Annotated in this window: 20 protein-coding genes, 4 tRNA genes and 1 other annotated feature; of the genes, 10 read left to right on the top strand and 14 right to left on the bottom strand. The window is 44.9% G+C overall.

Features of this window, described 5'->3' with window-relative positions; genetic code table 11:
* Window positions 1-106 precede the first annotated feature (106 nt).
* Both KHN79_RS05540 and KHN79_RS05535 read left to right on the top strand, forming a co-directional pair.
* Window positions 107-1,009: a DUF3943 domain-containing protein gene (locus tag KHN79_RS05540; protein WP_182008295.1), complete on the top strand. Its 903-nt coding sequence runs from the start codon at window positions 107-109 to the stop codon at window positions 1,007-1,009.
* Window positions 1,010-1,221: 212 nt separating this feature from the next.
* The gene (locus KHN79_RS05535) at window positions 1,222-1,734 is read left to right on the top strand and encodes an ACT domain-containing protein (RefSeq protein WP_182008104.1); all 513 of its coding nucleotides are present in this window, start codon (window positions 1,222-1,224) and stop codon (window positions 1,732-1,734) included.
* A gap of 78 nt (window positions 1,735-1,812) precedes the next feature.
* Here KHN79_RS05535 and nspC read toward each other — a convergent pair whose 3' ends face one another.
* From nspC to uvrY, 10 genes are all read right to left on the bottom strand, one after another.
* On the bottom strand, window positions 1,813-2,946 hold the full coding sequence (nspC, locus tag KHN79_RS05530; RefSeq protein ID WP_182008105.1) for a carboxynorspermidine decarboxylase: 1,134 nt from the start codon (window positions 2,944-2,946) through the stop codon (window positions 1,813-1,815).
* Window positions 2,947-3,060: 114 nt separating this feature from the next.
* Window positions 3,061-4,314: a carboxynorspermidine synthase gene (locus KHN79_RS05525; RefSeq protein WP_182008106.1), complete on the bottom strand. Its 1,254-nt coding sequence runs from the start codon at window positions 4,312-4,314 to the stop codon at window positions 3,061-3,063.
* An 18-nt stretch (window positions 4,315-4,332) separates the two neighbouring features.
* Window positions 4,333-7,209, bottom strand: a complete 2,877-nt coding sequence (locus KHN79_RS05520) for a pyridoxal phosphate-dependent class III aminotransferase (RefSeq protein ID WP_182008107.1) — start codon at window positions 7,207-7,209, stop codon at window positions 4,333-4,335.
* 1,194 nt (window positions 7,210-8,403) lie between these two features.
* A tRNA-Gly gene (locus KHN79_RS05515) sits at window positions 8,404-8,479 on the bottom strand.
* 10 nt (window positions 8,480-8,489) lie between these two features.
* Window positions 8,490-8,576: transfer RNA gene (locus KHN79_RS05510), tRNA-Leu, on the bottom strand.
* Window positions 8,577-8,654: 78 nt separating this feature from the next.
* Window positions 8,655-8,730: transfer RNA gene (locus tag KHN79_RS05505), tRNA-Gly, on the bottom strand.
* Window positions 8,731-8,751: 21 nt separating this feature from the next.
* Window positions 8,752-8,825, bottom strand: a tRNA-Cys gene (locus KHN79_RS05500).
* Window positions 8,826-9,245: 420 nt separating this feature from the next.
* A complete protein-coding gene (pgsA, locus tag KHN79_RS05495) occupies window positions 9,246-9,803 on the bottom strand; it encodes a CDP-diacylglycerol--glycerol-3-phosphate 3-phosphatidyltransferase (protein WP_182008108.1) in 558 nt (185 codons plus the stop codon).
* Between the two features lie 46 nt (window positions 9,804-9,849).
* Window positions 9,850-11,682 carry an excinuclease ABC subunit UvrC gene (gene uvrC / locus KHN79_RS05490; RefSeq protein WP_182008296.1) on the bottom strand — a complete coding sequence of 611 codons (1,833 nt, stop codon included), beginning with the start codon at window positions 11,680-11,682 and terminating at the stop codon, window positions 9,850-9,852.
* A gap of 1 nt (window position 11,683) precedes the next feature.
* A complete protein-coding gene (gene uvrY, locus KHN79_RS05485; RefSeq protein WP_182008109.1) occupies window positions 11,684-12,328 on the bottom strand; it encodes a UvrY/SirA/GacA family response regulator transcription factor in 645 nt (214 codons plus the stop codon).
* A 412-nt stretch (window positions 12,329-12,740) separates the two neighbouring features.
* On the opposite strand from uvrY, the gene KHN79_RS05480 reads away from it, so the two are divergent.
* Window positions 12,741-15,104: a DNA polymerase II gene (locus KHN79_RS05480; protein ID WP_182008110.1), complete on the top strand. Its 2,364-nt coding sequence runs from the start codon at window positions 12,741-12,743 to the stop codon at window positions 15,102-15,104.
* Between the two features lie 8 nt (window positions 15,105-15,112).
* On the opposite strand, the gene KHN79_RS05475 is transcribed toward KHN79_RS05480, so the two are convergent.
* Entirely contained in the window at window positions 15,113-15,880 is a 768-nt protein-coding gene (locus KHN79_RS05475) for a nucleotidyltransferase domain-containing protein (RefSeq protein ID WP_182008297.1), read from the bottom strand.
* A gap of 192 nt (window positions 15,881-16,072) precedes the next feature.
* Here KHN79_RS05475 and yeiP point away from each other — a divergent pair, with 192 nt between their 5' ends.
* Window positions 16,073-16,639 (top strand): elongation factor P-like protein YeiP, encoded by a 567-nt coding sequence (gene yeiP / locus KHN79_RS05470; protein WP_182008111.1) that lies wholly within the window; start codon window positions 16,073-16,075, stop codon window positions 16,637-16,639.
* A 2-nt stretch (window positions 16,640-16,641) separates the two neighbouring features.
* On the top strand, window positions 16,642-16,962 hold the full coding sequence (locus tag KHN79_RS05465) for an HI1450 family dsDNA-mimic protein (RefSeq protein WP_182008112.1): 321 nt from the start codon (window positions 16,642-16,644) through the stop codon (window positions 16,960-16,962).
* Between the two features lie 162 nt (window positions 16,963-17,124).
* Here KHN79_RS05465 and rluB read toward each other — a convergent pair whose 3' ends face one another.
* Window positions 17,125-18,063, bottom strand: a complete 939-nt coding sequence (gene rluB, locus KHN79_RS05460; protein ID WP_182008113.1) for a 23S rRNA pseudouridine(2605) synthase RluB — start codon at window positions 18,061-18,063, stop codon at window positions 17,125-17,127.
* Window positions 18,064-18,406: 343 nt separating this feature from the next.
* Between rluB and KHN79_RS05455 the strand changes: the two genes are divergently transcribed.
* Window positions 18,407-19,117 carry a calcium-binding protein gene (locus KHN79_RS05455; protein ID WP_182008114.1) on the top strand — a complete coding sequence of 237 codons (711 nt, stop codon included), beginning with the start codon at window positions 18,407-18,409 and terminating at the stop codon, window positions 19,115-19,117.
* Window positions 19,118-19,187: 70 nt separating this feature from the next.
* On the opposite strand, the gene KHN79_RS05450 is transcribed toward KHN79_RS05455, so the two are convergent.
* On the bottom strand, window positions 19,188-19,808 hold the full coding sequence (locus KHN79_RS05450) for an L-threonylcarbamoyladenylate synthase (RefSeq protein ID WP_182008115.1): 621 nt from the start codon (window positions 19,806-19,808) through the stop codon (window positions 19,188-19,190).
* Between the two features lie 62 nt (window positions 19,809-19,870).
* Window positions 19,871-20,731: a PHP domain-containing protein gene (locus KHN79_RS05445; protein ID WP_182008116.1), complete on the bottom strand. Its 861-nt coding sequence runs from the start codon at window positions 20,729-20,731 to the stop codon at window positions 19,871-19,873.
* Between the two features lie 96 nt (window positions 20,732-20,827).
* Between KHN79_RS05445 and KHN79_RS05440 the strand changes: the two genes are divergently transcribed.
* The 4 genes from KHN79_RS05440 to trpD all read left to right on the top strand — a co-directional run bounded on the left by KHN79_RS05440 (window position 20,828) and on the right by trpD (window position 24,358).
* Entirely contained in the window at window positions 20,828-20,953 is a 126-nt protein-coding gene (locus tag KHN79_RS05440; RefSeq protein ID WP_182008117.1) for a Trp operon leader peptide, read from the top strand.
* Window positions 20,900-21,003: a sequence feature (Trp leader region), on the top strand. (Overlaps the previous gene by 54 nt.)
* A 126-nt stretch (window positions 21,004-21,129) precedes the next feature.
* Window positions 21,130-22,710, top strand: a complete 1,581-nt coding sequence (locus tag KHN79_RS05435; protein WP_182008118.1) for an anthranilate synthase component 1 — start codon at window positions 21,130-21,132, stop codon at window positions 22,708-22,710.
* Between the two features lie 6 nt (window positions 22,711-22,716).
* The gene (locus tag KHN79_RS05430; RefSeq protein WP_182008119.1) at window positions 22,717-23,340 is read left to right on the top strand and encodes an aminodeoxychorismate/anthranilate synthase component II; all 624 of its coding nucleotides are present in this window, start codon (window positions 22,717-22,719) and stop codon (window positions 23,338-23,340) included.
* Between the two features lie 19 nt (window positions 23,341-23,359).
* Window positions 23,360-24,358 (top strand): anthranilate phosphoribosyltransferase, encoded by a 999-nt coding sequence (gene trpD, locus KHN79_RS05425; RefSeq protein WP_182008120.1) that lies wholly within the window; start codon window positions 23,360-23,362, stop codon window positions 24,356-24,358.
* Window positions 24,359-24,361 lie beyond the last annotated feature (3 nt).

The raw sequence follows: 24,361 nt of genomic DNA, 5'->3' as shown, positions 1-24,361 counted from the left end.
TGGATTAAATTTAAGGCCAAGTATTTAAATGGTTTTTCTTTTAATGGATAATTGTGAGCTAGATCATTAAAGCATTTATTCGGAGACCTTTGTGTCAAAATCATCCATGTTCAAGAAGACACTAGCTGGGTTAAGCCTTGTCGCCACAACGGTCGCAAACGCAAGTCAGTATGATATGACCAGTCACGCAGAGTTTTCTTACAAACCTGAGTGTTTGTCAGGTTACTGCGAAACCACCAACCTGTACACCTTCAAGGCTCAAAACAGCAGTCTTTCTTTAGAACAGAATAGTGATGATCATCTAAATCTTGATGCTGGCTTACTACCTAAGCACCGTATAGTCCCGGAGGACAAGGATTGGGATTACCTGATGGGGCAAACTTATACCATTCTTGGTCTGAGTGTGGCGACTGTCGGGCTAATGACATTCCTGCCTGAGAGCATTACTAAGTGGGACGAAGAGGACCGAGATATGAGTCAGCTCGGGAAGAAGTGGAAAGACAATGTCTCTGATGGCCCGGTGTGGGATCGCGATGAGCATTTCCTGAACTATATCATGCACCCATATTTCGGCGGTGTTTATTACACGGCAGCCCGTCATGCTGGTTACAATGAATTTGAATCATTCTTATACTCCGCGACGATGTCAACGTTCTTCTGGGAGTATGGTGTAGAGGCTTTCGCGGAAGTCCCTTCCTGGCAAGACATCTTCATTACTCCGTTCTTCGGTGCCGTCGTTGGTGAAATGATGCTGACTGCTGAGCAGGACATACTCGCAAATGGTGGAGAAGTTTTAGGCTCAGAGACGGTAGGTGGAGTCTCACTGTTCCTTCTTAATCCTGTAGGCCACATCCATTATTGGGTGACTGACGCTTGGGGTGGCAGTGCTGAACTTCAGTTTAGCTCATCACCTTGGTTCGGTAACCAAGACGTAGCTAAGTACGCTATGAACGCAGGAGCCGGTTATGACAGTCAGTTCTATGGCTTAGAATTAAAAGTTACCTTCTAAGAACAGTTAAACATGAAGCAGCCACGATACGGCTGCTTTTTTGTGGGTCAAACATTGTTTTGAAAATTTGCATCAAGAATTAGCTAGAAAAATTGACCTTCATCAAACATATCCCTCCCCTAACACCTACACTGAATAAAATAACTTATTCCAATAACTTAAGCGCTACATAGACCCGTGCCGCGTCCAAACCTTTTTCAGGAGGGGAGCATATGAATACCGTGTTTATCGTTAATTTTGTCGGTCAGGCATCACCTGCGACCATTAAGGAACTTGCTGCTATCACCCATGAAAATGGTGGTAAATGGCTAATCAGTAAAGTGAACTTTATAGAAGACCAAGTGGCGGGGGTAATTAAAATTGAATTACCAAAAGAGAATGCCGACATCGTTAAAGGCGCATTCGCAGATTGCCAAACCCTAGTGGTTAAGTTTGTCGATTCAGAATCTCATTCTCACAACGCCGAGACCATCTACCAACTAAGACTGGATGCAAATGACCGGGCAGGCATTGTAAATGAAATAACACATGTGCTTGATGATCAGGGCATTTCGATTTTAGATATGGACTGTCAACGCGTCTTTATCGCAGGTGGCGGTGGCGTCAGCTCAAGTCTGTTCAGTGCAAAAATCGCAATTAAGCTGCCAAGCGAAATGGAAATTGAAGATGTCGCTAATGAGCTTGAAGCATTGAGTGAAGATACCCGAGTTATTATAGAAGACTAGTAACCGACTCCGTCTCCCATGAAAAAGAGCAGCCTAAGCTGCTCTTTTTCATTGATATGGTGCAGAAAAGCAGAACGCTTATTTTACGGACCATTGAGATAGTGAACGTTTAAAATCTGAATAATCAAACTCGTTCAGTTTTTGAATCTCGCCATTTGAACGCTCACAGTAAACCGAAGGCATACGCAAACCGTTAAACCAGTTTAGTTTCACCATGGTATAGCCAGCGCTGTCGAGAATATGCAAACGCTGACCGATTTCTAGTGGCTGTTCAAAATTAGCTACACAGAACTGGTCACCAGCAAGGCATGAGCATGAACCAATCACATACTCATGCACACCATTCTCTGAAGCTTCCAGAATAGACGCTGGTTCGTTGTAAATCAGCGTATCAAGACGGTGCGCTTCTGTCGCTGAGTCCACAATAGCCGTTTTCTTCACGTTCTCAACGATATCTACCACAGTAACCACTAGGTCTGTCGTCTTCGTGATGATCGCTTCGCCCGGTTCTAAGTACATTTGCACACCGTGCTTTTCAGAGAAGGCTTTAAGAGCAAGACCCAACTTCTCAATATCGTAGCCAGGCCAGGTAAAGAATACACCTCCGCCCATGCTTACCCAGTCCAGCTTGTTCAGATACTCACCAAACTGTTCTGAGATAGAATCCAGTAAACCGATAAACGCATCCACATCTTTGTTTTCACAGTTCATGTGGAACATCACGCCATCAATATCGTCAAATACTTCAGCTTTGATATGATCAGCTTGTACACCAAGACGTGAGAACTGACGTGCAGGGTTTGCTAAATCCTGACCAGCGTAACTCACACCCGGATTGAGGCGCAGACCAATCGACGCTTTACCTTCTACGATATGACGATGAGCAGCAAGCTGAGACTGAGAGTTAAAGATCATCTTGTCACAGATATCAGCAACTTCACGTACGTCATCTTCACTGTAACCCACGCTGTATGCGTGAGTTTCACCGCCGAAAGTTTCGTAGCCAAGCTTGACTTCGAATGGGCCGGAACTGGTTGTCCCATCCAGGTAAGGTTTGATGATGTCAAAAACACCCCAAGTTGAGAAACACTTCAGTGCCAGCACCAGCTTCACGCCAGAAATCTCTTTTAGCTGTTTCGCTTTCTCTAGGTTCTCTATTAGTTTGTCTTCATTAATCATGAAGTACGGAGTTTTTAGTTCACTGTGTTGCATTTTAATACCTTGAGTCCCCTCGCCTAAACGAGGGCTCGATAAAATCGAACAAAGCCGACGCATTCGCATCGGCTTAGATTTAAGTTAATTCCAGGTTGCTACGAGCTTAGCTACTCATTTTTTAAGCTCGTGGATAACTGGTAACTCTTGAGCTGGTTCCAACTCCTGAACATGCCAGTCCAAGCCGATAGAAGGCATGGTTTCCAGGAACGGATCCGGATCTAGCTGTTCCATGTTGAACACACCTTTATCCGCCCACTTACCACGGAAGAACTGAAGTGCTGCTGTGATCGCCGGTACACCTGTAGTGTATGAGATTGCTTGGTGCTCTACATCTTCGTATGCAACTTCGTGGTCTGCATTATTGTAGATGAACACACTGCGCTCTTTACCGTCTTTCTTACCTTGAACCCATGTACCGATACAAGTCAGGCCTGTATAGCCAGGTGCCAGAGAAGTTGGATCTGGTAGCAACGCTTTTAGCACGTGTAGTGGCTGAACAACTGTGCCATCGTGCAGTGTCAACGGATCAGGGCTCAATAGACCGATATCACGCATTACGTTGAAGTAATTCAGGTAACGATCACCAAATCCCATCCAGAACTCAATGCGTTTAGCTGGGATGAATTCTTTCATTGAACGAACTTCATCGTGCGCCATTGAGTACACTTTGTGCGTACCGCAGTTAGGGAAATCAAACTCAAGCATACGAGAGTGGCAAGGTACTTGTTTCCACTCACCATTTTCCCAGTAGAAAGAGTCGCCCTGAATCTCTAGCATGTTGGTTTCCGGGTCAAAGTTTGTCGCAAACTTCTTACCGTGGTCACCAGCATTCACGTCCATTACGTCGATAGTGTCGATTTCATCGAACAGATGCTTCACCGCGTACGCTGCGAATACAGATACTACGCCTGGATCGAAACCTGCGCCTAGGATACCTGTGATGCCCGCTTCTGCGAACTTTTCGCGGTAGCCCCACTGCCAGTCATAAGCTTGTGGTACCTGCTGACCTTCAGAACATAAGTCAACCGCTACTGATGTATCTAAGTAAGAAACTTTAGCTTGGTAACACGCTTCCATGATTGGCATGTTTACCCATGGAGGACCTGCGTTAATAACCAGGTCAGGCTTCACTTCTTTAATCAGAGCAACAAGAGAATCTACGTCGTCAGCATTTACTGCTCTAGCTTCTAATTTCTTAGTTGAATCTTTCAGATTGTTTTTCTTCTGAATTGATTCGATGATTTTCTCACACTTACCTACGGTACGTGATGCGATTGTGATATCACCCAGAACGTCGTTGTTTTGTGCTGCTTTGTGTGCAACTACCCAGCCAACGCCGCCTGCACCAATCTGTAGAATTGCCATAGTTTTCCGTTACCTTTGTTAAACTAGCTCAACTGCTAGCATATGGATTTTTGAGAGCAACGATTCAAAGTCCGATGTCGTCAGACACGGGTTTAAAATCGTAAATTTAAGCGCGGTTTTACCGTCAACAATGGTCTCTCCCAATACTGCGGTTCCACGAGTCAGCGCCTCTAAACGCAACGCTTTATTCAGTTCATCAAGATCTGCTGATTCGTGTGTAGCACGGAACAGCACTGTCGATAATGATGGTTCCGCTAACAACTCAAAGTGGTCGTTATCACGGATCATATCTGCTACTTCCAGAGTCTGGTTTAGCAGATGGTCATACATATCACCTAAGGCTCTCGGCCCTACGCTCTGCATGGTCATAAACACTTTTAAAGCATCAAAGCGTTTAGTAGTCGCGATAGACTTATCAACCAGGTTTGGTAATTCGTCATGTTCGCGGTTCAAGTAATCTGCATGATGCAGCAGGAACTTAAAGTTCGATTTGTCATTGACAAGAAGAGCACCACAGCTGATTGTCTGGTAGAACAATTTGTGGAAGTCAACGCTGATAGACTGAGCACGTTCAACACCTTTCAGGCGTGCTTTTTGGCTGCTCAGGATCAACGCGCCACCGTAAGCGCCGTCAACATGCATCCACATGTCATGTTTTGCTGCCATGTCTGCAATAAAGTCTAGATCATCAATAGCGCCATGATCAGTCGTACCCGCCGTACCAACGATAGCAAATGGAATTAAACCTTCTGCTTTTGCTTGTGTTAGCACGTCATCCAACTTTGTCACGTCCATCGTGCCATCTGGATTCGCATCAACGGTCATTACTGCTTTTTCGCCAAGACCCATCCACGATGCTGACTTTTGAACCGTAAAGTGTGATTTCTTAGAACACACAATACGCAGTTTGTCCGCATACTCAGGAAGACCGAGTTTCTGGATTGAGTGAGCACTTAGCTTATCTGCGATCCAGTCACGCGCCAGCATTAAGCCCATTTGGTTACTTTGCGTACCGCCGCTAGTGAAGATGCCGTCAGCTTGCGCACCCAGTTCGTACTTATCGCACAACCAGTTCACGACTTTTTGTTCAACATAAGTCGCAGATGACGCCTGATCCCAAGAGTCCATCGACTGGTTCAGAGCTGCAATCATAGCTTCTGCAGCAATCGCTGGCATCAGCGGTGGAGTGTGTAAATGCGCAATGCAGTCTGGGTGCTGAGTGAAGATAGCGTTCTTTGCTACCAGTTCTGCTGCGTCATCGATTACCGATTTAAGAGGCGCGTTTTTGTTGTCTAGATCGACAGCATTGATCGCCGCTTCTAACGCTTTAGGATCCATACCTGAATATGGCGCACTAACCTGCTCAAACACAGATTTCATTGCCGCTGTCGTATGGTTCATTACTGACGCAAATTCAGCACTGCCGTATTCACCAGTGTGAACAAAGTGCTTTTTCCACTCTTCTTGTGGTGCTGCTTCAACGTGGCTACCACCAGCAGCAATGATCGCGTCTTCAAGCACGCGCAGAGCGAAATCAATTTGTTCAAACGAGATGATAAGTGGTGGAAGGAAACGAATCACAGAGCCGTCACGACCCCCCTTCTCTACCATCAAACCACGCTCTAGTGCTGCGCGTTGAATCGCTAGCGTCAGTTGACCGTCAGAAGCAGGCTCGCCGAATTTGTTCGATTCGCCGTTAGGGTTCTTGATTTCAACGCCCAGCATCAGACCTTTACCACGAACTTCCGCGATACAGTCCACACGCTTTTGGATGCCTTCCAAACCGAAACGTAGGTATTGGCCAGCTATATTAGCGTGCTCAACAAGGTTGTCACGTTGGATGATTTCAAGTGCTTTAGCACCACTTACCATTGCTAACTGGTTGCCACGGAAAGTGCCTGTGTGCTCACCTGGCTTCCATGTATCATGCTGTTTATTAATAACAAGAAGCGACATTGGCATACCACCACCGATCGCTTTAGACAAACACAATACGTCTGGAACGATGCCTGATTCTTCGAAAGCAAAGTTATAGCCAGTTTTACCAACACCACATTGAATTTCATCGAATATCAGCAGAATACCGTGATCATCACAGATACGGCGCAGCTCACGTAGCCAGAATGCTGGGGCTGGGATTACACCGCCCTCGCCTTGTACTGGTTCAACAAAAATTGCAGCAGGCTTCATGATGCCCGCTTCATCATCATTTAGCAGACGTTCGATGTAACGGATACTCGCTTTGGCGCCTTCATCACCACCGAGACCAAACGGACAACGTAAGTTGTACGGGAACGGCATGAAGTGCACATCTGACATAAGCCCAGTACGGCGAGCTTTAGTACCCAGGTTGCCCATCATACCCATCGTGCCGTTAGTCATACCATGGTAAGCACCACGGAACGCAAACACGGTATTACGGCCTGTTGTCTGTTTCGCTAGTTTGATCGCAGCTTCCACGGCATCAGCACCAGATGGACCACAGAACTGAATAACACAGTTGTCACCCAACTCTTGAGGAAGAAACGACTTTACAGACTGGATAAAGTTAGTTTTTGCTGATGTTGCAATATCTAGCGTCTGATAAGGCAAACCTGAGTCCAGTTGGTCTTTTAACGCTTGATTGATTTCTGGGTGGTTGTAACCCAAAGCCAGCGTACCCGCACCAGCAAGACAATCTAGAAAGATCTGACCGCGAGTGTCTTCTACCAGGCAGCCAAATGCTTGTTTGATAGCAATTGGCAAGCGACGAGGATAAGAACGAACCTCAGATTCGTGCTGAGCCTGATCAAGTAATACTTGGTCTGGTGTCAGGTCATACGTTCCCTCAACAACAGGAACCTGTGATGAAAAAGTGTTTGCGATAGTATTATCGACTTCAAAGGCGGTGGTCATGCTAGGTAATACCTTGAATTATAAAATAATTTCATCCTGATTTAATAATCTAATGATTTATACTGCAGGAGAAATAAGTAAACCTCCGTATTTGCCATAGCTTGAATGACAAATACAGAAAATCCTGTCACAACATTCGTGACTTCTATATGCGCTGGATGCGCTGAGACGTAATCAAGGTTCCGTAATGCACCCGTTTTGTAAAACAGGACATTTCGGTAATATGAAGCTGATTAGTGTGTGTTTATTCAAAGGTTTCAATGTTGGGTTTCCCATTAATATGCTGCGCTTACAGCATTAGTATCCCGTCTACCAACAAAAGGCTTTGTTGGTACCTACCCTACGTAGTGTCACAATCAGCCTGAATGTTCACTACGCGTATCCCCCAGAGATCACACGTTATAAATTACGCTCCGAGATTGCGCGCGAATTTATCACAAAATAAAATCCTCTGGCAACGATTTTTAATCATTGATTTGCTTATTAAGTGGGCTGATTACTAACTTTTCCTGTAACCGATGATCACATGAGGTTTAGGTTTCAGTATAGAGGCTATAAATTGGTCGCTCCAACCGCTTCGGCAGGTAAGTCCGGCAGACAAAATCTTATACAAATCGTAAATAACCCACCTATCACTCTAACTTATTAAAATACTTAATAATTGTTTTAAGAGGCTAGAATTTATAACGCGTAAGAAACGAAAAAGACGTGACCTCAACCTTACCAAGATTGTGTTCTAACCACTGAGCTTCGGTCATTTGGAATGGTAGTGACTCTTACAACATTAAATTATGCCAATCGCAGTAAATAAGTGTTCAGAAATAGCGGAGGAAAATGCTTGAGAACAAGGCACAATTTTTCGATAAGTAGTTATTCTGCAATCAAACTTCTTTATAGACGAAAAGGTAACGCGGTTATCGAGTATTTAACAAGCTAGAATGACCACTTACCTACTACGATTGATATTACATTAAGCACAAATACAAAAACCCAGCACGTGAATGCTGGGTTTTATGTTTGGAGCGACACACGAGGTTCCCTATCCATTAACAAAAAGGCGTGACCTCAACCCTGGCAAGGCTGCGCTCTATCAACTGCGCTTTGACAAATGAAATGGGTAGGACTCTTGCGCCATTAAAATTTCAGCATGCAAAAACACAAAAACCCAGCACGTGAATGCTGGGTTTTAATGTTTGGAGCGACACACGAGGTTCGAACTCGTGACCTCAACCTTGGCAAGGTTGCGCTCTACCAACTGAGCTAGTGTCGCAATAATAAGATGGTGCCCCGGGCCGGACTTGAACCGGCACAGCGCGAACGCCGAGGGATTTTAAATCCCTTGTGTCTACCAATTCCACCACCAGGGCACACAAATATTCTTTGTGATGCCTTTACAGAAAAGTAAAACACCATCTGATACCGCTTAACGCCATATCTTTAAATTTTGGAGCGACACACGAGGTTCGAACTCGTGACCTCAACCTTGGCAAGGTTGCGCTCTACCAACTGAGCTAGTGTCGCATTTATTCTCTAAAAGAATAATGGAGGCGCCTCCCGGAGTCGAACCGAGGTCCACGGATTTGCAATCCGCTGCATAGCCACTCTGCCAAGGCGCCTCATTGCAAGAAAATTTTCTTTTCTTACCACCCTTTTGAGCCGTGCTCTCTTGGGTACGGGATGCATTCTACGGATTCGAGCTAACGAGTCAATACTATTTTTACTTTTTTAAATCGTTTGACTAGAAATTGTGCGAAAGACGGCAAGTTGCTTAGTTTTAATACTAAAAAACGCTCAAATACACTTGTTTATCATGAAATTTTGACTACTTGCCTGCTATAGAAACCGGACAGCCGACCTATATCAACCGTCCATAATTACGTTATTCCCTTCAGCAGTTAGGAAAAGGAAAGAAAAACAAGAGCCAAGTCACATTTATCTATCTTTCAGAATCCGCATAAAAATAAACAGGAGAAATAAAAAAAGCAGGAGAAATAAAAAAAGCAGGCTTGGTTAGCCTGCTTCTTATAAAAGAGTTCTTAATGATGTTCTTCGTTGAGCAAATCGTCTTTTGCTGCAGCAAGATATTGAAACATCGACCAATAGGTTAGGAAGGTCGCAATGTAAAGCGCTGCAAAACCGATCCAAATCATCCAGTCATCATAACGCCAGATCAACACCCACAACGCAAACATCTGAGAGACAGTCTTTACTTTACCGACCCAAGACACTGCTACACTGGCGCGCTTGCCAATTTCTGCCATCCATTCACGCAAAGCAGAAATAATGATTTCACGAGCAATCATAGTGACGGCAGGTATCGTAACCCAAATAGTATGATAATGCTCAGTGATAAGGATTAACGCTGTTGCAACCAGTACTTTATCAGCAACCGGATCAATAAACGCACCAAAACGCGAGGTTTGATCAAGTTTTCGAGCCAACATACCGTCTAGCCAATCGGTAAAACCCGCCACCCAAAACACCATTGCTGCAGCGAATGGTGCCCATGAATAAGGCAGGTAAAAGATGACCATAAAAACTGGAATTAAGAACAGCCTAAGAAGAGACAGAATGTTCGGGATATTCAATCGCATTTTATTATTCTCTTAAACATTGCGTGCTAATGTTGCGGGATTTTCCTTATTCTTTCAATGCTTGGAAAATAATTTCTGCTAAAGAGTGACTAATACCCGGCACTTTGGTTATTTCTTCTACACTTGCACGTTTAAGTTCCTGTAATCCACCCATATATTTTAGCAAAGCTTGTCTCCGCTTAGGACCAACTCCTTCGATCCCCTCTAATGGGCTCGTGCGTCGTGTTTTACCACGTTTCGCTCTGTGTCCAGCGATTGCATGATTATGACTCTCGTCACGAATATGCTGAATCAGGTGAAGCGCAGGAGCATCACTAGGCAGATTAAACTCATCACCATCTACAGTAATTAAGGTCTCAAGTCCGGGTTTACGGGTAACCCCTTTCGCGATCCCTATCATTGCAGGTCGTTTCGGCCAGTCTCCCCAATAGTGAGAGATAATTTCATGTGCTCGGTTTAACTGCCCCTTACCGCCATCAATGAAGATGATATCGGGAATTTTCTCCACATCCAGCTGCTTTGAATACCGGCGCTCCAGTGCTTGTCCCATTGCGGCATAATCATCACCACCCGTAATACCCGTGATGTTGTAACGACGATATTCCTGTTTTACCGGACCTTCATTATTAAACACCACACACGATGCTATTGTGCTTTCTCCCATTGTATGGGAAATATCAAAACACTCCATCCGGGCGATCGAATCCATAGACAATGTTTCCCGCAGAGCATGAAAACGCTGATTGATGGTCATCTTGTGATTGATTTTAGTGGTTATCGCCGTAAGTGCATTCGTATTCGAGAGTTTTAGATAACGCCCTCGCACTCCGGTTGGCGAAGTGTGGAAATGAACCTTACGTCCGGCCACTTCACTCAATGCCTTTTGAATCGGGTCAACATCCGCAGCCAACTCCTGATTAAAAATAACCCTGGCTGGAATAGTACGTGCTTCGTTGTGGCTCAAGTAATACTGAGTTAAGAAGCTATCAAAAACCTCTTGCTGGCTGGTGTTCTGTGGGATTTTAGGAAAATGGCTGCGGCTACCAAGCACCTTACCCTGGCGAATCATCAAAATGTGGACACAAGCGATACCACTTTCCTGCGCAAATCCCAATACATCCATGTCGTCCATACTGTCTTCAGATACATACTGCTGTTCCTGAACTCGACGTATTGCCTGAATTTGGTCACGAAACTTCGCCGCATCTTCAAAACGTAACTGCTGACTGGCATGTTCCATTTTTTCAATCAGTTGCTTTAGTACTTGCTGGTCTTTGCCTTGTAAAAATAGCCGGACAAAGCCTACTAACTCTTCGTATGCTTCATCGGAGATGATTGAACTTACACAAGGTGCAGCGCAACGTCCGATCTGATACATCAGACATGGTCGAGTCCGGTTGGAATAAACAGTGTCTTCACATTGACGTACAGGAAATATTTTTTGCAGTAAATGCAAGGTTTCGCGTACAGCACCCGAGTCAGGATAAGGGCCAAAGTACTCGCCTTTGCGTTTTTTAGCGCCCCTGTGCATCGATAGTCGCGGATGTTTGTGACCGCTTATAAAGATGTAAGGATACGACTTATCATCACGCAGAAGTACGTTGTACTTGGGTAAGTATTGCTTGATGTAATTATGCTCAAGAATAAGAGCTTCTGTCTCGGTATGCGTTACCGTGACATCTATTTTGGCGATATTACTGACAAGTGCGCGCGTTTTCTCACTATCTACTTTTTTGCGGAAGTAACTTGATAAACGCTTCTGAAGGTCTTTGGCTTTTCCGACATATATAACAACAGCTTCGGCGTTGTACATTCTGTAAACGCCGGGCTGATGTGTAACTGTCTTGAGAAAGGAAGCCGAATCAAAGGGAGGATTCACACTAAAGGGTCTCAGTGTCCAGCATTCCATGGCGAATCGCTAAGTGTGTTAACTCAACGTCGCCGTTAATGTCCAACTTGTTAAACAGTCTATAGCGATAGCTGTTCACGGTTTTTGGACTTAGATTAAGTTGCTCAGAAATATCGGTTACTTTCTGGCCTTTCGTGATCATTAACATGATCTGTAATTCACGTTCTGATAAATCTTTAAACGGGTTTTCAGAGGCCGGAGAAAATTGACTCAATGCCATCTGTTGCGCAATCTCTGGTGAGATATAACGCTGCCCGCTGTTTACTACGCGAATAGCATTAACCATTTCATCTGGCCCTGCGCCTTTGGTCAAATAACCAGAAGCACCTGCCTGCATCACTTTAGTAGGAAACGGATTTTCAGTATGTACGGTCAGTACAATGATTTTCACATCTGGGTTTACGCGAAGAATCTTTTTAGTGGCTTCCAAGCCACCGATTCCAGGCATATTCATGTCCATCAAAATGACGTCAGCATGATTACTGCGACACCATTTTACTGCCTCTTCACCGCTGTCAGCTTCTCCTGCTACGTTCATTCCACGGACGTCTTCAATAATACGTCGTATCCCTGTGCGAACCAGCTCGTGATCATCTACAAGGAAAACATTTATCAAGCTTGTATCTCCACACTTTCTATTGGTTCTGCACCCACATGTTGCACAATGTGGATATCAGTATGACTGCCCAATACTACCGTATTTGGCAAAAAATTGCTTTCTATGAATATGTGCTCAAACGCAAACTTTAGCAAGAACTTATTCACAAACTACGTTATTAGCAATACAGAACCGAATGATAATTAGACTTAATTAACTACATTAATTTCAAGAAATCAAGCAACTAGATTTCATATTGTTCAGAGTAGCTCAGTATCAGGTCTAAAACGCTCAATCCGTAGTCGATCACACACATTTTTGATCTTGGTATATAAACCAGCGAATAAAACAAGAATACATACTCCTCGTTTTCTTCCTCTCTCATAGTGCTAGAATACGAACCCTAAGATATGAATAAGGTTTTTCTCATTTGAACATCCAGCAAGGCTTCCTACTTACTCGCCAGGCAAGAGACATCAAAGGTCAAACACAAATTGAGCTTTGGTTATCGACACAAGCTGGACCAACTCAACTTCTTATCAATGGGGAAAAGCCTGTTTTCTTCATCGCACAAGACAATGTGGCACAAGCAAAACTGCTTGCTCAATCCAATAACGTCTGTGTTGATTTTCGTGAGTTAGAGATTAAAACGTTCGAACAAACTCCCCTCGCTGCTTGTTATACACAACTCACCCGAGAGTCTGTTGCCTTTCAAAGTACTCTGACTCATCACGACATCGTGACTTATGAGGGAGATATCCGCCTAGCTGATCGCTATTTGATGGAGCGCTTTATCCGAGGCAGTATTGAGTTCACCGGCTACCAGCAAAACGCCAATGGGTATCAGCGTATTCAAAGTGCAAAATGCCGCTCCGGAGATTACGAGCCTGAACTGCATGTTGTCTCTCTGGATATAGAATGCTCAGAAAAAGGAATTCTCTATTCTATCGGCTTAGATAGCCCAAAGGACTCTCGAGTCATTATGATTGGTGAGCCTGAGGAAGCAGAGACGCCAATCCAGTGGGTAAAAGACGAGAGAGCTTTGCTAGACGCTTTAATAATGTGGTTTAAGCAGTTTGACCCGGACGTAGTCGTCGGCTGGAACGTTATCGACTTCGATTTCCGTTTGCTGCACAAACGAGCAGAGTGGCACACCATGAAGCTCAAGCTAGGAAGAGCCGATCAAGCGAGCTTCTTTCGCAGTTCATCACTGAGCCAGCAAGGCTTTATCTCTATTCCGGGACGAGTTGTGATGGATGGTATCGATACACTCAAAACCGCGACTTACCACTTTCGCTCTTGGTCATTAGAATCCGTTTCCCAGGAACTGTTAGGCGAAGGAAAACAAATTCACAACGTGCATGACCGTATGGATGAAATCAACCGCATGTATCGTTCTGATAAACCTTCTTTAGCTAAATACAACCTGCAAGATTGTGTCCTGGTAAATAAGATTTTTGAGCACACACACCTACTCGCTTTTGCAATAGAACGCTCACGATTAACGGGCGTAGAACTGGACCGAGTTGGGGGCTCAGTAGCCGCATTCACTAATCTCTATTTACCACAGATCCATCGTGCTGGTTACGCCGCCCCAAACTTACACCCGGAAAACTGGATTGCTAGCCCAGGCGGTTACGTGATGGATTCGATTCCGAACCTTTACGATTCAGTCTTAGTCCTGGACTTTAAAAGCCTGTACCCGTCAATCATTCGCTCCTTTTTGATTGATCCAATGGGGCTTGTAGAAGGACTTTTGCTTAAGATTGGCAAAGAAGACAATCAAGCAGTCCCCGGATTTCGTGGCGGCCAGTTTCACCGCACTAAGCACTTCTTGCCAGAGATGATTGAAAAACTTTGGGCAGCTCGTGATGTGGCTAAGCAAAACAACGAAAAAGCTTTTTCTCAGGCAATTAAGATCATCATGAACTCGTTCTACGGCGTATTAGGATCGTCAGGTTGTCGGTTCTTTGATACACGCCTCGCGTCCAGTATTACTATGCGCGGGCACGAGATCATGAAGCAAACAAAAGTGCTGATTGAAGAGCAAGGTTATCAGGTAATTTACGGTGATACTGACTCGACCTTTGTGTCATTAAATCGCAGTTATAGTCAGGCTGAAGCAGATACCGTTGGTAATCAGCTGGTTGAATACATTAATAACTGGTGGCAAGAACATCTTCGCTCCAAATATAACCTTACTTCAATGCTTGAAATCGAATACGAGACGCACTATCGCAAATTCCTGATGCCTACTATCCGCGGAGCAGAAACAGGGTCGAAAAAGCGTTACGCCGGATTGATTGGAGAAGGAGAACAAGAACGCATCATCTTTAAAGGATTGGAGAGTGCTCGTACTGACTGGACACCACTAGCACAGAAATTCCAAAACAAACTTTATGGCATGATCTTTCATGGTGAAGACCCGAGTGAGTATGTTCGGGAAATGGTTGAGAAAACCAACAGCGGTGAGTTTGATGACCAACTGATTTATCAGAAACGTCTGCGCCGTAAGTTACATGAGTACCAAAAGAATATCCCACCACAGGTGCGTGCTGCGCGGTTAGCAGACGAAATCAATGCCAAGCTTGGCCGCCCATTACAGTACCAGAACCGCGGCCGAATTGAGTATGTAATTACCGTCAACGGACCAGAGCCCCATGAGTACCGCAATAGCCCAATCGACTATCAGCATTATGTTGATAAGCAGCTAAAGCCGGTTGCAGATGCTATTTTACCGTTTATCGGCACCGATTTTGAGACACTGTCAGCACCGCAGATGGGCTTGTTTTAACGGCCAGCTTAGCCAATGCGAAACTCTGTCTTTTGATACTGTTTTAGCAGCCAGTTACCAAAAGCGTCCAATAAGCCAATCACAGAGCGTTTGGGAATCAGACGCCCCGACAACAGAATCTCTAGGCGCTCAATCTCCAATTGCTTTTCAGGATGATAGTTCAAAAACACCTGACCACATTCAATTGGATCATCAAACCAACGCTTGTCGCGGTGCATAATCAGTGAATAGGAAGCGCGCAGCAACTTTTTGGCAATAACAGTTTGAGCTTGAATCTGCTCCTCAGCATTTTTTGCCTGTGCGATTTTATTACGATAGACAGAGAGCCACTCTTCTACATCCATGTTCCAGTGCTTGGCTATTTCCCAGCTCGGAACATAGTCTCCGAAGCAGTCCGCCAGATCATCGCCACAAATACACACACAGCAGTGTTTGAGCATAAAGCCCCAGGTAAAAATACTATCGAGATTGGCGACTTCTCTAACTAGTGCAGTGCGCACTGAGACGCCGGTTACTTGCGGATGCCCTTTCTTCGCCCGCCATCTGATGGTGTTTAACAACGTGGCCCGATTTGACTCAAATGGCGCTTTGGTGACAACCACTAAATCGAGGTTCGATTTACCAGACACCGCCGTTTTTCGAGCGACGCTGCCATAAACGTACACACTATGTAAGTTCTGCCCCAGCCCGCCTTTCAAGCACAAAAGCACTTCTCTGATTAGTGGTTCAAACTCAGCTTGAAAAGGCTGCTTACGGTCGATAACAGGGAGAGCCATTGGAATTAACACGATCTCGGCATTAAGAATCAAGGATAATATGATCCACTAGCAAGGAAATTGGATCAAGCCTAAAAACGCACTGATTAATGAGCATTAGGGTAGTTTTCACCAATGAATTTTGATGCCAGGCGACTAACTTGAGGTTATAATCAGCGAGTTTTGCTTAATAAGTGTGAATAGGAAAATACAATGCCAAAGGCAAGTGAAATCAAAAAAGGCTTCGCAATCGAGTCTAATGGTAAAACTCTTCTAGTTAAAGACATCGAAGTAACCACTCCAGGTGGTCGCGGCGGCGCTAAAATCTACAAAATGCGTTGTACTGATCTAACAACAGGTGCACGCGTAGACGAGCGTTACAAGTCTGATGACGTTGTAGAAACCGTTGAGATGAACAAGCGTGCAGTTATGTACTCTTATGCAGACGGCGATGAGCACATCTTCATGGATAACGAAGACTACTCACAATACACATTTAAACACAGTGATGTAGAAGATGACCTGCTGTTCATCAACGAAGATACTCAAGGTATTCACGTTATCCTGGTAGACGGTTCTCCTGTAGGTCTGGAGTTACCTTCTTCTGTTGAGCTGGTAATTGAAGAGACTGACCCGTCAATCAAAGGCGCATCAGCTTCTGCACGTACTAAACCAGCTCGCTTTGCTTCTGGCCTTGTTGTTCAGGTTCCGGAATACATTGCAACAGGTGACCGCGTGATTATCAACACTGCTGAACGTAAATACATGAGCCGAGCATAAGCATGTCTGATTTGATTTCTTACGACGACGTTATCGACGCAGCGTACGACATTTTTCTTGAAATGGCTCCGGATAACCTGGAACCTGCTGATGTGATTCTGTTTACCGCTCAGTTCGAAGATCGTGGAGCTGCAGAGCTTGTCGAAACCGGTGAAGACTGGGTTGAGCATGTGGGCTTCGAGATCGACAAAGAAGTGTATGCAGAAGTCAGAATCGGCCTGGTAAACGAGGAAAATGACGTACTTGATGACGTATTCGCTCGTATGCTAATCAGCCGAGACCCAGAACATAAGTTCTGTCATATGCTTTGGAAGCGCGACTAACGCCTTCCTAACCTGAGAATGAAAATGCCAGCTTTCGTAGCTGGCGTTTTTTTACTTGCTAAACTAGTTTTACTTACCGACTCTGAACTACGTTTCAGATAAGAAAAAGGCTTGCCATTCGGCAAGCCTTTCTAATTTTCTAACACCAGTTAACAATACTTGCTATCTGTGTTTGTTACGAACGCCTTGTTCACCAGCACTTTTCTTTGGCTTACGGCGACTAGGGTTGTTACTGCGGCCTTTAGGTGTATTTACACGCTCTTCGTGGCGCTTAACTGCACGACGAATTTTTTGGCTGCGAGCACGCTCACGCTTACGTGAAGTGTTGTCTTTGTTAAGGTCAAGCATGGTCTCTTTCTCTGGACGAAGTTCTACAAGCTCACGCAAGTAGTTCACTTCTTTCAGATCCAGTTCCATCCAACCGCCACGAGGCAATTTCTTGTCGAGGAAGATATCACCGTAGCGAACACGTTTCAGGCGGCTTACCGTACAGTCTTGTGATTCCCACAGACGACGAACCTCGCGGTTACGGCCTTCATTGATTACAACGTAAAACGTGTGGTTCATACCTTCACCACCCGCATATACAACGTCCTCAAAGCGAGCCATACCATCTTCCAGCTCAACGCCTTTTACTAGATTACGAACTTTTTGTTCAGTTACTTCACCGAACACGCGTACTAGGTATTCACGCTCAACTTGACGACTTGGGTGCATTAGACGGTTTGCCAGTTCACCATCCGTAGTGAAAAGCAACAGACCTGAAGTATTCGCATCCAGACGACCTACTGAAATCCAACGCGAGCCACGAATCTTTGGCAGGCGATCAAAAACGGTACGACGACCCTCTGGATCGTGACGAGTACACAGTTCACCTTCTGGCTTGTAGTATGCAAGCACACGACAGATCACTTCTTCCTGTATCTTCGCAGATACAATATGACCGTCGATACGAATGACACTGCTCTCATCTTCAAGTCTCTCACCAAGTTTAGCTACTACACCGTTCACGCTTACGCGGTTAGATTTAATTAAAGATTCAATCTCACGACGAGAACCGTGACCAGCACGTGCTAATACTTTTTGTAACTTTTCGCTCATTTATCTACCTATGTGTCGTCTTCACAGACGTCTAGACCAGAATTGGTCTGCAATATGCTGACACCCACTTTGATGGGATTTTTTCGGTCGAACATTATAAGTTATTCTCGAGGTTAATGTAAGCTAAATCATCTCTAATATCTGCGTTCAATTTTCCGTGTAATACTGGCACTTTTTCCCCACTTTTCTCCTACTCCAAACGAGATACTTGCCGCAACAACCACACTAATATAGGTCACCGCCTCCCAATAAGACTTTGCTTAAGCTGATAAAATCATTCCGTTTTTTCAAGCAATAATCTATTAGCTTGCTCGCGACGATAATCAAATAAAAGGAATACGAAATGTCGAAGACAGCACATAACCTCAAGTGGATATTTGGTACGTCTGAAGATGACAATATGACTGGAACACAGGGTTCTGAAACGACCGACATCTTTTTAGGGTTTGGTGGGAACGATAAGTTTGTAGGTTTTGGGGGCAATGACTATATTTTCGGCGGCAGAGGAGACGATACACTACTCGGCGGTAGAGGAAATGACTTGATTTCAGGTGGGTCCGGAGATGATTTCTTGTCGGGTGGATTAGGAAATGATTCACTATTTGGTGGATTCGGAGACGACGTCATTTTTGATTATTCAGGTAATAATTTTATCAATGGAGGCTGGGGAAACGACACCATTGTTATCGGAGATGGCCAATCCGTTTTAAGCGGTGGATACGGAGAAGATTCATTTGTGTTTACCAACCGCCTGCCTATTAATGTTACTGAGCTGCAGGTTCCTATTAATGATATTGATGTGAAAGCGGAAATTTTGGACTTCAACATCTTCGCCGATAAATTAGTTTTCGATTTAGGAAGAGACTCAGATGGAGATGGTATTCGCGACACTTTCTTGGATTCGTCAGATGAGCTTACCCTTTCATACAATGATCTTGGCTGGGCCGTTTTTTCTAGCGACGAGTACAATGTTGAAGTGACATTAAACGGAGTGAGTTCAGGTTATATCAATTACGCCGATCAACATGGCATCGACTTGTTCGAATTTTCATAGTTTGATATTTTCTCTGAGCTTAACGCAAAAGGAGGCACAGTGCCTCCTCAATCACCTACAACAATGTTTCTTATTCGAAAGGTGCAGGATCACCAGAACCAAGACGAGCCACTACCGGTTCTCCTTCACTGAAATCGATAACGGTTGTTGGTTGCTCACCTAAGTAACCGCCGTTCAGTATCACGTCAACAGCATGCTCAAGTTTGTCACGAATATCTTCCGGATCGGATTCAGTGATATCACTATTCGGCAAGATCAATGACGTAGACATCAGTGGTTCGCCCAATGCCTCTAACAGATCAAGCGCGATCTTGTTATCAGGCACACGGATACCAATGGTCTTACGTTTTGCATTCATCAAACGACGAGGGACTTCTTTCGTACCTTTGAAGATAAATGTGTAAGGCCCCGGTGTATTGTTTTTCAGTAATCTAAAGGCACTGTTGTCCACTCTTGCATAAAGCGAAAGTTCTGATAAATCACGACACAACAAAGTGAAGTTGTGCTTATCGTCCAAACGACGAATCTGACAGATACGTTCTAACGCCTGTTTATTCTCCAGCTGACAGCCAAGTGCGTAACCCGAATCGGTTGGATATACCACGACACCGCCGTTGCGAATGATTGCTACTGCTTGAGTGATCAAGCGAGCCTGTGGGTTTTCTGGATGAACATAAAAAAACTGGCTCATTATTATTCCTCATTATCGAACCTCTCGGCTCTATATTTTATGGAGTCATATCGTTATGGGGCCTATGCTTCGTTGCTGCTCAACGAAGGATCAATACCCCAATCTTTCCAAACTGGTTCTACGCCTGCTGGCAACCAGAGGTTTCTCCCCAGCTCCATCCAAGGAGACGGGTAATGAAAGTCGCTGCCTTGGGACGCTAATAGTTTGTATTGTATAGCATAATCGGCAAGGTTGCGCCTTTCTTGTTGTGCTTGTTGTGGTTGAGCAACTTCCATTGCGTCGCCATTAGCTTCGACGAATGCAGCCAGAAGACGCTTAACCCATTTAGCAGTCAATTGATAGCGTCCCGGATGTGCTAATACCGCTTGGCCACCAGCGGCGTGTATTGCATCTACGGCGTCTTTCATAGAACACCAGTTTGGTGGCACATAACCCGGGTTGTTACGCGTTAAATACTTTTTGAACACCATTTGCATGTTTTTGGCAAAACCATTATCTACCAGCCACTTAGCAAAATGTGCGCGGGTAATAGGCGCATCGCCCGCAATTTGTTGTACTTCTTCCAACACACCTTCACGGGTCGCTTTCTCCAAACGAGAGGCAATAAGTTCTGAGCGAACCACACGATGTTGTTTTTGTTGCTTGATCAACGTCTTTAACGCAGAGGCATCCGGATCGATATTCAAACCTACGATATGGATATCTTTGTTTTGCCATACCGTTGATATTTCGATGCCGTTAATGATTTTTATTGGTAACTGATTATCTTGCACATACTGTTTCGCCGGTGCTAAACCATCGACGGTGTCATGATCTGTAATCGCCAAAACTTCGATATCAAAACTCAGTGCCCTATCCACTAAATCTTTCGGTTCCAGCCGGCCATCAGAGGCAGTGGTGTGACTATGTAAATCTATTCTCATATTTTTTATCGTTTTAATGCTGTTTTGGGGTTGACTTTTTACCTCCGCACTAGTTAACTAGTACGCAAATACAGAACATTTAATTCAAGGCTCACTATGTTACAAGAACTGAACCAAAACCAGAAAGCGAAAGTTGCGGTTTGTCTTAATAAGACAAACTCGACAGACGTTGCTTGGTGGCGCACTTGGACAAGTTCTTGGTGGGCAAACGTGTACTTCTAGTTTAGAGAATTAAACGTTGTAAAGCCCGCTGTCAGAGCGGGCTTTTTTATTTTATCGCTCTTTTTACGCATAACTGCTTAAACATAATCGCATATCGTAAACTCTTAAGTAGGACAACTACTTGCTTTATGTAACTATGTGCAGCAGGAAGATTAATACAGCTATAAGGAGGTCTTGTGAACAAGGCCATTGAAATCAAGAATATTGGACAACTGGAAGTATTAACAACTTCTGTTCCTTACACTCAAGACCCGACGCGCTTGTTTCACACCCTATGTGAAAACAAGACCGATAGCTTACTTCTGGAATCTGCTGAGATCGATTCTAAACAAGATTTGAAATCTCTTTTGATCGTTGATTCGGCAGTGCGAATTGTTTGCCTGAACCATACTGTAAGCATGCATGCTTTAACCGATAATGGTAAGAATTTACTCGCACATCTGCGCAATAACATTCGAGAAGAAGTTCCTGCCCAGTTTGACGGTGAAACCCTCACATTAGAGTTCGAACAGCCATGCAACACTATCGATGAGGACTCTCGATTACGTGAGGCCTCTTCATTCGATGCTCTGCGTTTGGTTCAGCACAGCTTCAATCTTTCAGATAAAGATAAGCATGCGATTTTCATCGGTGGCTTATTCGCTTACGACCTGGTAGCGAACTTCGAACCTTTGGGTAATGCCGAAGCAACTAACCAATGCCCTGACTACGTTTTTTATGTCGCTGAAACCCTGCTTGTCGTTGATCATCAAACAGAATCCTGCAACCTGCAAGCCACGCTTTTTGTCGATAACTTACAAAAAGAAACGTTAGAGAATCGTATTGCAGAAATCTATTCGCAATGCGTTGCCCCTAAGCATTTACCAAGTGCAACGAAACTCGATAATGTAGAAGTACAGCCAAGTATTTCTGACCAAAATTTCTGCCAGATTGTTCGGGACTTGAAAGAGTACGTGGTGAAAGGCGATATTTTCCAGGTTGTTCCTTCGCGCCGCTTTACTCTTCCTTGCCCTTCTCCGTTAGCCGCTTATAAAGAGCTTAAAAAGAGCAACCCAAGTCCATATATGTTCTATATGCAGGACGAGTTATTCACCCTGTTCGGTGCTTCACCGGAAAGTGCCCTCAAGTATGATACCGACACGAATCAAGTTGAGATCTATCCTATCGCTGGTACTCGTCGTCGTGGTAAACGTCCAGATGGCGAAATCGATTTTGACCTGGATAGCCGTATCGAGCTTGAACTGCGCACCGACATGAAAGAAAACGCTGAGCACATGATGTTAGTAGACCTCGCACGTAATGATGTAGCACGTATCGCTCAAGCAGGAACTCGTCACGTAGCCGACTTACTTAAAGTCGACCGTTACAGCCATGTAATGCACCTGGTTTCCAGAGTTGTTGGCCAGTTGCGAGGAGATTTAGACGCTCTGCATGCGTACCAGGCTTGCATGAACATGGGCACATTAACCGGCGCACCAAAAATTCGCGCCATGCAGCTGATTCGTGACGTAGAAGGCGTAAGACGCGGCAGTTACGGCGGCGCTGTCGGTTATCTGACCGGAGAAGGTACACTCGATGCCTGTATCGTGATCCGATCCGCTTACGTTGAAAACGGTATCGCTCAAGTACAGGCTGGTGCTGGCGTGGTGTTCGATTCCGATCCTCAGGCGGAAGCCGACGAAACCCGAGGCAAGGCGCAAGCCGTTATTTCTGCTATTCAAGCAGCACATTCTCAACCTACAAAGAATGAGGAGTAGCAGACTATGGCTAACATTGTATTTATCGATAACTTTGATTCTTTCACTTACAACCTAGTCGATCAATTTCGCTCACTTGGTCATTCCGTCACCATATACCGGAATAACATCCCGGCAGAAAGCATTGAACAAGCCGTCAATGAGCTTCAAAACCCGGTGGTTCTTCTTTCTCCGGGACCGGGAGTTCCGTCAGAAGCGGGGTCAATGCCAGAACTGATTCAGCGCATCAAAGGTAAAGTACCGATGATTGGAGTTTGTCTTGGTCATCAAGCCATTGTTGAAGCATATGGCGGTACAGTTGCAGGAGCCGGTGAAATCATTCACGGCAAAGTTTCTATGATGGAGCACCAAAATCACGCCACTTACGCTAACTTACCATCGCCACTGGCAATAGCCCGTTACCACTCTTTAGTAGCAACGAAGGTACCAGAGGAATTAACCGTAACTGCGGAAGTCGACGGCTTAACCATGTCAGTTGTACACGAGCGAGATAAAGTGTGCGGATTCCAGTTCCACCCAGAATCAATTATGACCACGTATGGGGCAACCTTATTAGCAAATGCTATTGAATGGGCTCTTGAGAACGGAAACCTTGATATAGAAACAATGGATAAAGCAAACAATGCATAAGGGAAACGGGAGAGAATTTATGGAAGCGATCATCAGCAAACTATATGAGCAAGAATCTCTGACTCAGGAAGAAAGCCAGACTCTGTTCGATACCATTATCCGTGGAGAACTTGACCCAATTTTGATGGCATCAGCCCTGACTGCACTAAAAATTAAAGGCGAGACGCCCGACGAAATTACAGGTGCGGCAAAAGCGCTGCTGGCAAATGCCAACCCGTTTCCCCGTCCTGAGTACGATTTTGCCGATATCGTCGGTACTGGTGGAGATGGCCATGACACCATCAATATCTCAACAACAGCAGCATTCGTAGCCGCAGCTTGTGGTCTGAAAGTTGCCAAACACGGTAACCGCAGCGTATCAAGCAAGTCAGGCTCTTCTGACCTGCTAGACTCTTTCGGTATTAACCTCGCAATGAGCCCGGAAGATACACGTAAAGCCGTCGATGACATCGGTGTCGCCTTCCTGTTTGCACCGCAATACCATGGTGGTGTGCGCCATGCTATGCCAGTGCGTCAGACAATGAAAACGCGTACCATCTTTAATATTCTTGGCCCTTTGATTAACCCAGCTCGCCCTAACATCGAGCTAATGGGTGTTTACAGTGAAGAACTGGTTCGTCCTATTGCAGAAACCATGTTACAAATGGGTATGAAGCGCGCAGCAGTAGTACACGGCAGCGGACTTGATGAAGTCGCTATCCATGGCCCAACTACGGTAGCCGAGATTAAAGATGGCCAGATCATAGAATACACTCTGACGCCAGAAGACTTCGGTTTAAAAACGCACCCGCTTGAAGCAATTAAAGGCGGAGCTCCGGAAGAGAACAAAGCAATCATCACCAATATACTGACCGGAAAAGGAACGGATGCCCAACTTGGTGCTGTCGCAGCCAACGTTGCATTGCTTATGCGTCTTTTCGGCCACGAAGATTTAAAAGCCAATACGCAACAAGCCATCGAGGCAATGAACTCAGGTAAGGCTTATCAATTGGTACAGAAACTAGCCGATTACGCTTAAGGA

The organism is Vibrio sp. B1FLJ16, assembly GCF_905175385.1.
GTDB lineage: Bacteria > Pseudomonadota > Gammaproteobacteria > Enterobacterales > Vibrionaceae > Vibrio.
This window is presented reverse-complemented; position numbering and strand designations above follow the sequence as displayed.

What these genes read in the sequence shown, in the direction of transcription:
- KHN79_RS05540 (WP_182008295.1), top strand. Translation starts at nt 107, where the DNA reads ATGTTCAAGAAGACACTAGCTGGGTTAAGCCTTGTCGCCACAACGGTC.
- KHN79_RS05535 (WP_182008104.1), top strand. Translation starts at nt 1,222, where the DNA reads ATGAATACCGTGTTTATCGTTAATTTTGTCGGTCAGGCATCACCTGCG.
- nspC (WP_182008105.1), bottom strand. Translation starts at nt 2,946, where the DNA reads ATGCAACACAGTGAACTAAAAACTCCGTACTTCATGATTAATGAAGAC.
- KHN79_RS05525 (WP_182008106.1), bottom strand. Translation starts at nt 4,314, where the DNA reads ATGGCAATTCTACAGATTGGTGCAGGCGGCGTTGGCTGGGTAGTTGCA.
- KHN79_RS05520 (WP_182008107.1), bottom strand. Translation starts at nt 7,209, where the DNA reads ATGACCACCGCCTTTGAAGTCGATAATACTATCGCAAACACTTTTTCA.
- pgsA (WP_182008108.1), bottom strand. Translation starts at nt 9,803, where the DNA reads ATGCGATTGAATATCCCGAACATTCTGTCTCTTCTTAGGCTGTTCTTA.
- KHN79_RS05475 (WP_182008297.1), bottom strand. Translation starts at nt 15,880, where the DNA reads ATGGCTCTCCCTGTTATCGACCGTAAGCAGCCTTTTCAAGCTGAGTTT.
- yeiP (WP_182008111.1), top strand. Translation starts at nt 16,073, where the DNA reads ATGCCAAAGGCAAGTGAAATCAAAAAAGGCTTCGCAATCGAGTCTAAT.
- KHN79_RS05465 (WP_182008112.1), top strand. Translation starts at nt 16,642, where the DNA reads ATGTCTGATTTGATTTCTTACGACGACGTTATCGACGCAGCGTACGAC.
- rluB (WP_182008113.1), bottom strand. Translation starts at nt 18,063, where the DNA reads ATGAGCGAAAAGTTACAAAAAGTATTAGCACGTGCTGGTCACGGTTCT.
- KHN79_RS05455 (WP_182008114.1), top strand. Translation starts at nt 18,407, where the DNA reads ATGTCGAAGACAGCACATAACCTCAAGTGGATATTTGGTACGTCTGAA.
- KHN79_RS05450 (WP_182008115.1), bottom strand. Translation starts at nt 19,808, where the DNA reads ATGAGCCAGTTTTTTTATGTTCATCCAGAAAACCCACAGGCTCGCTTG.
- KHN79_RS05445 (WP_182008116.1), bottom strand. Translation starts at nt 20,731, where the DNA reads ATGAGAATAGATTTACATAGTCACACCACTGCCTCTGATGGCCGGCTG.
- KHN79_RS05440 (WP_182008117.1), top strand. Translation starts at nt 20,828, where the DNA reads ATGTTACAAGAACTGAACCAAAACCAGAAAGCGAAAGTTGCGGTTTGT.
- KHN79_RS05430 (WP_182008119.1), top strand. Translation starts at nt 22,717, where the DNA reads ATGGCTAACATTGTATTTATCGATAACTTTGATTCTTTCACTTACAAC.
- trpD (WP_182008120.1), top strand. Translation starts at nt 23,360, where the DNA reads ATGGAAGCGATCATCAGCAAACTATATGAGCAAGAATCTCTGACTCAG.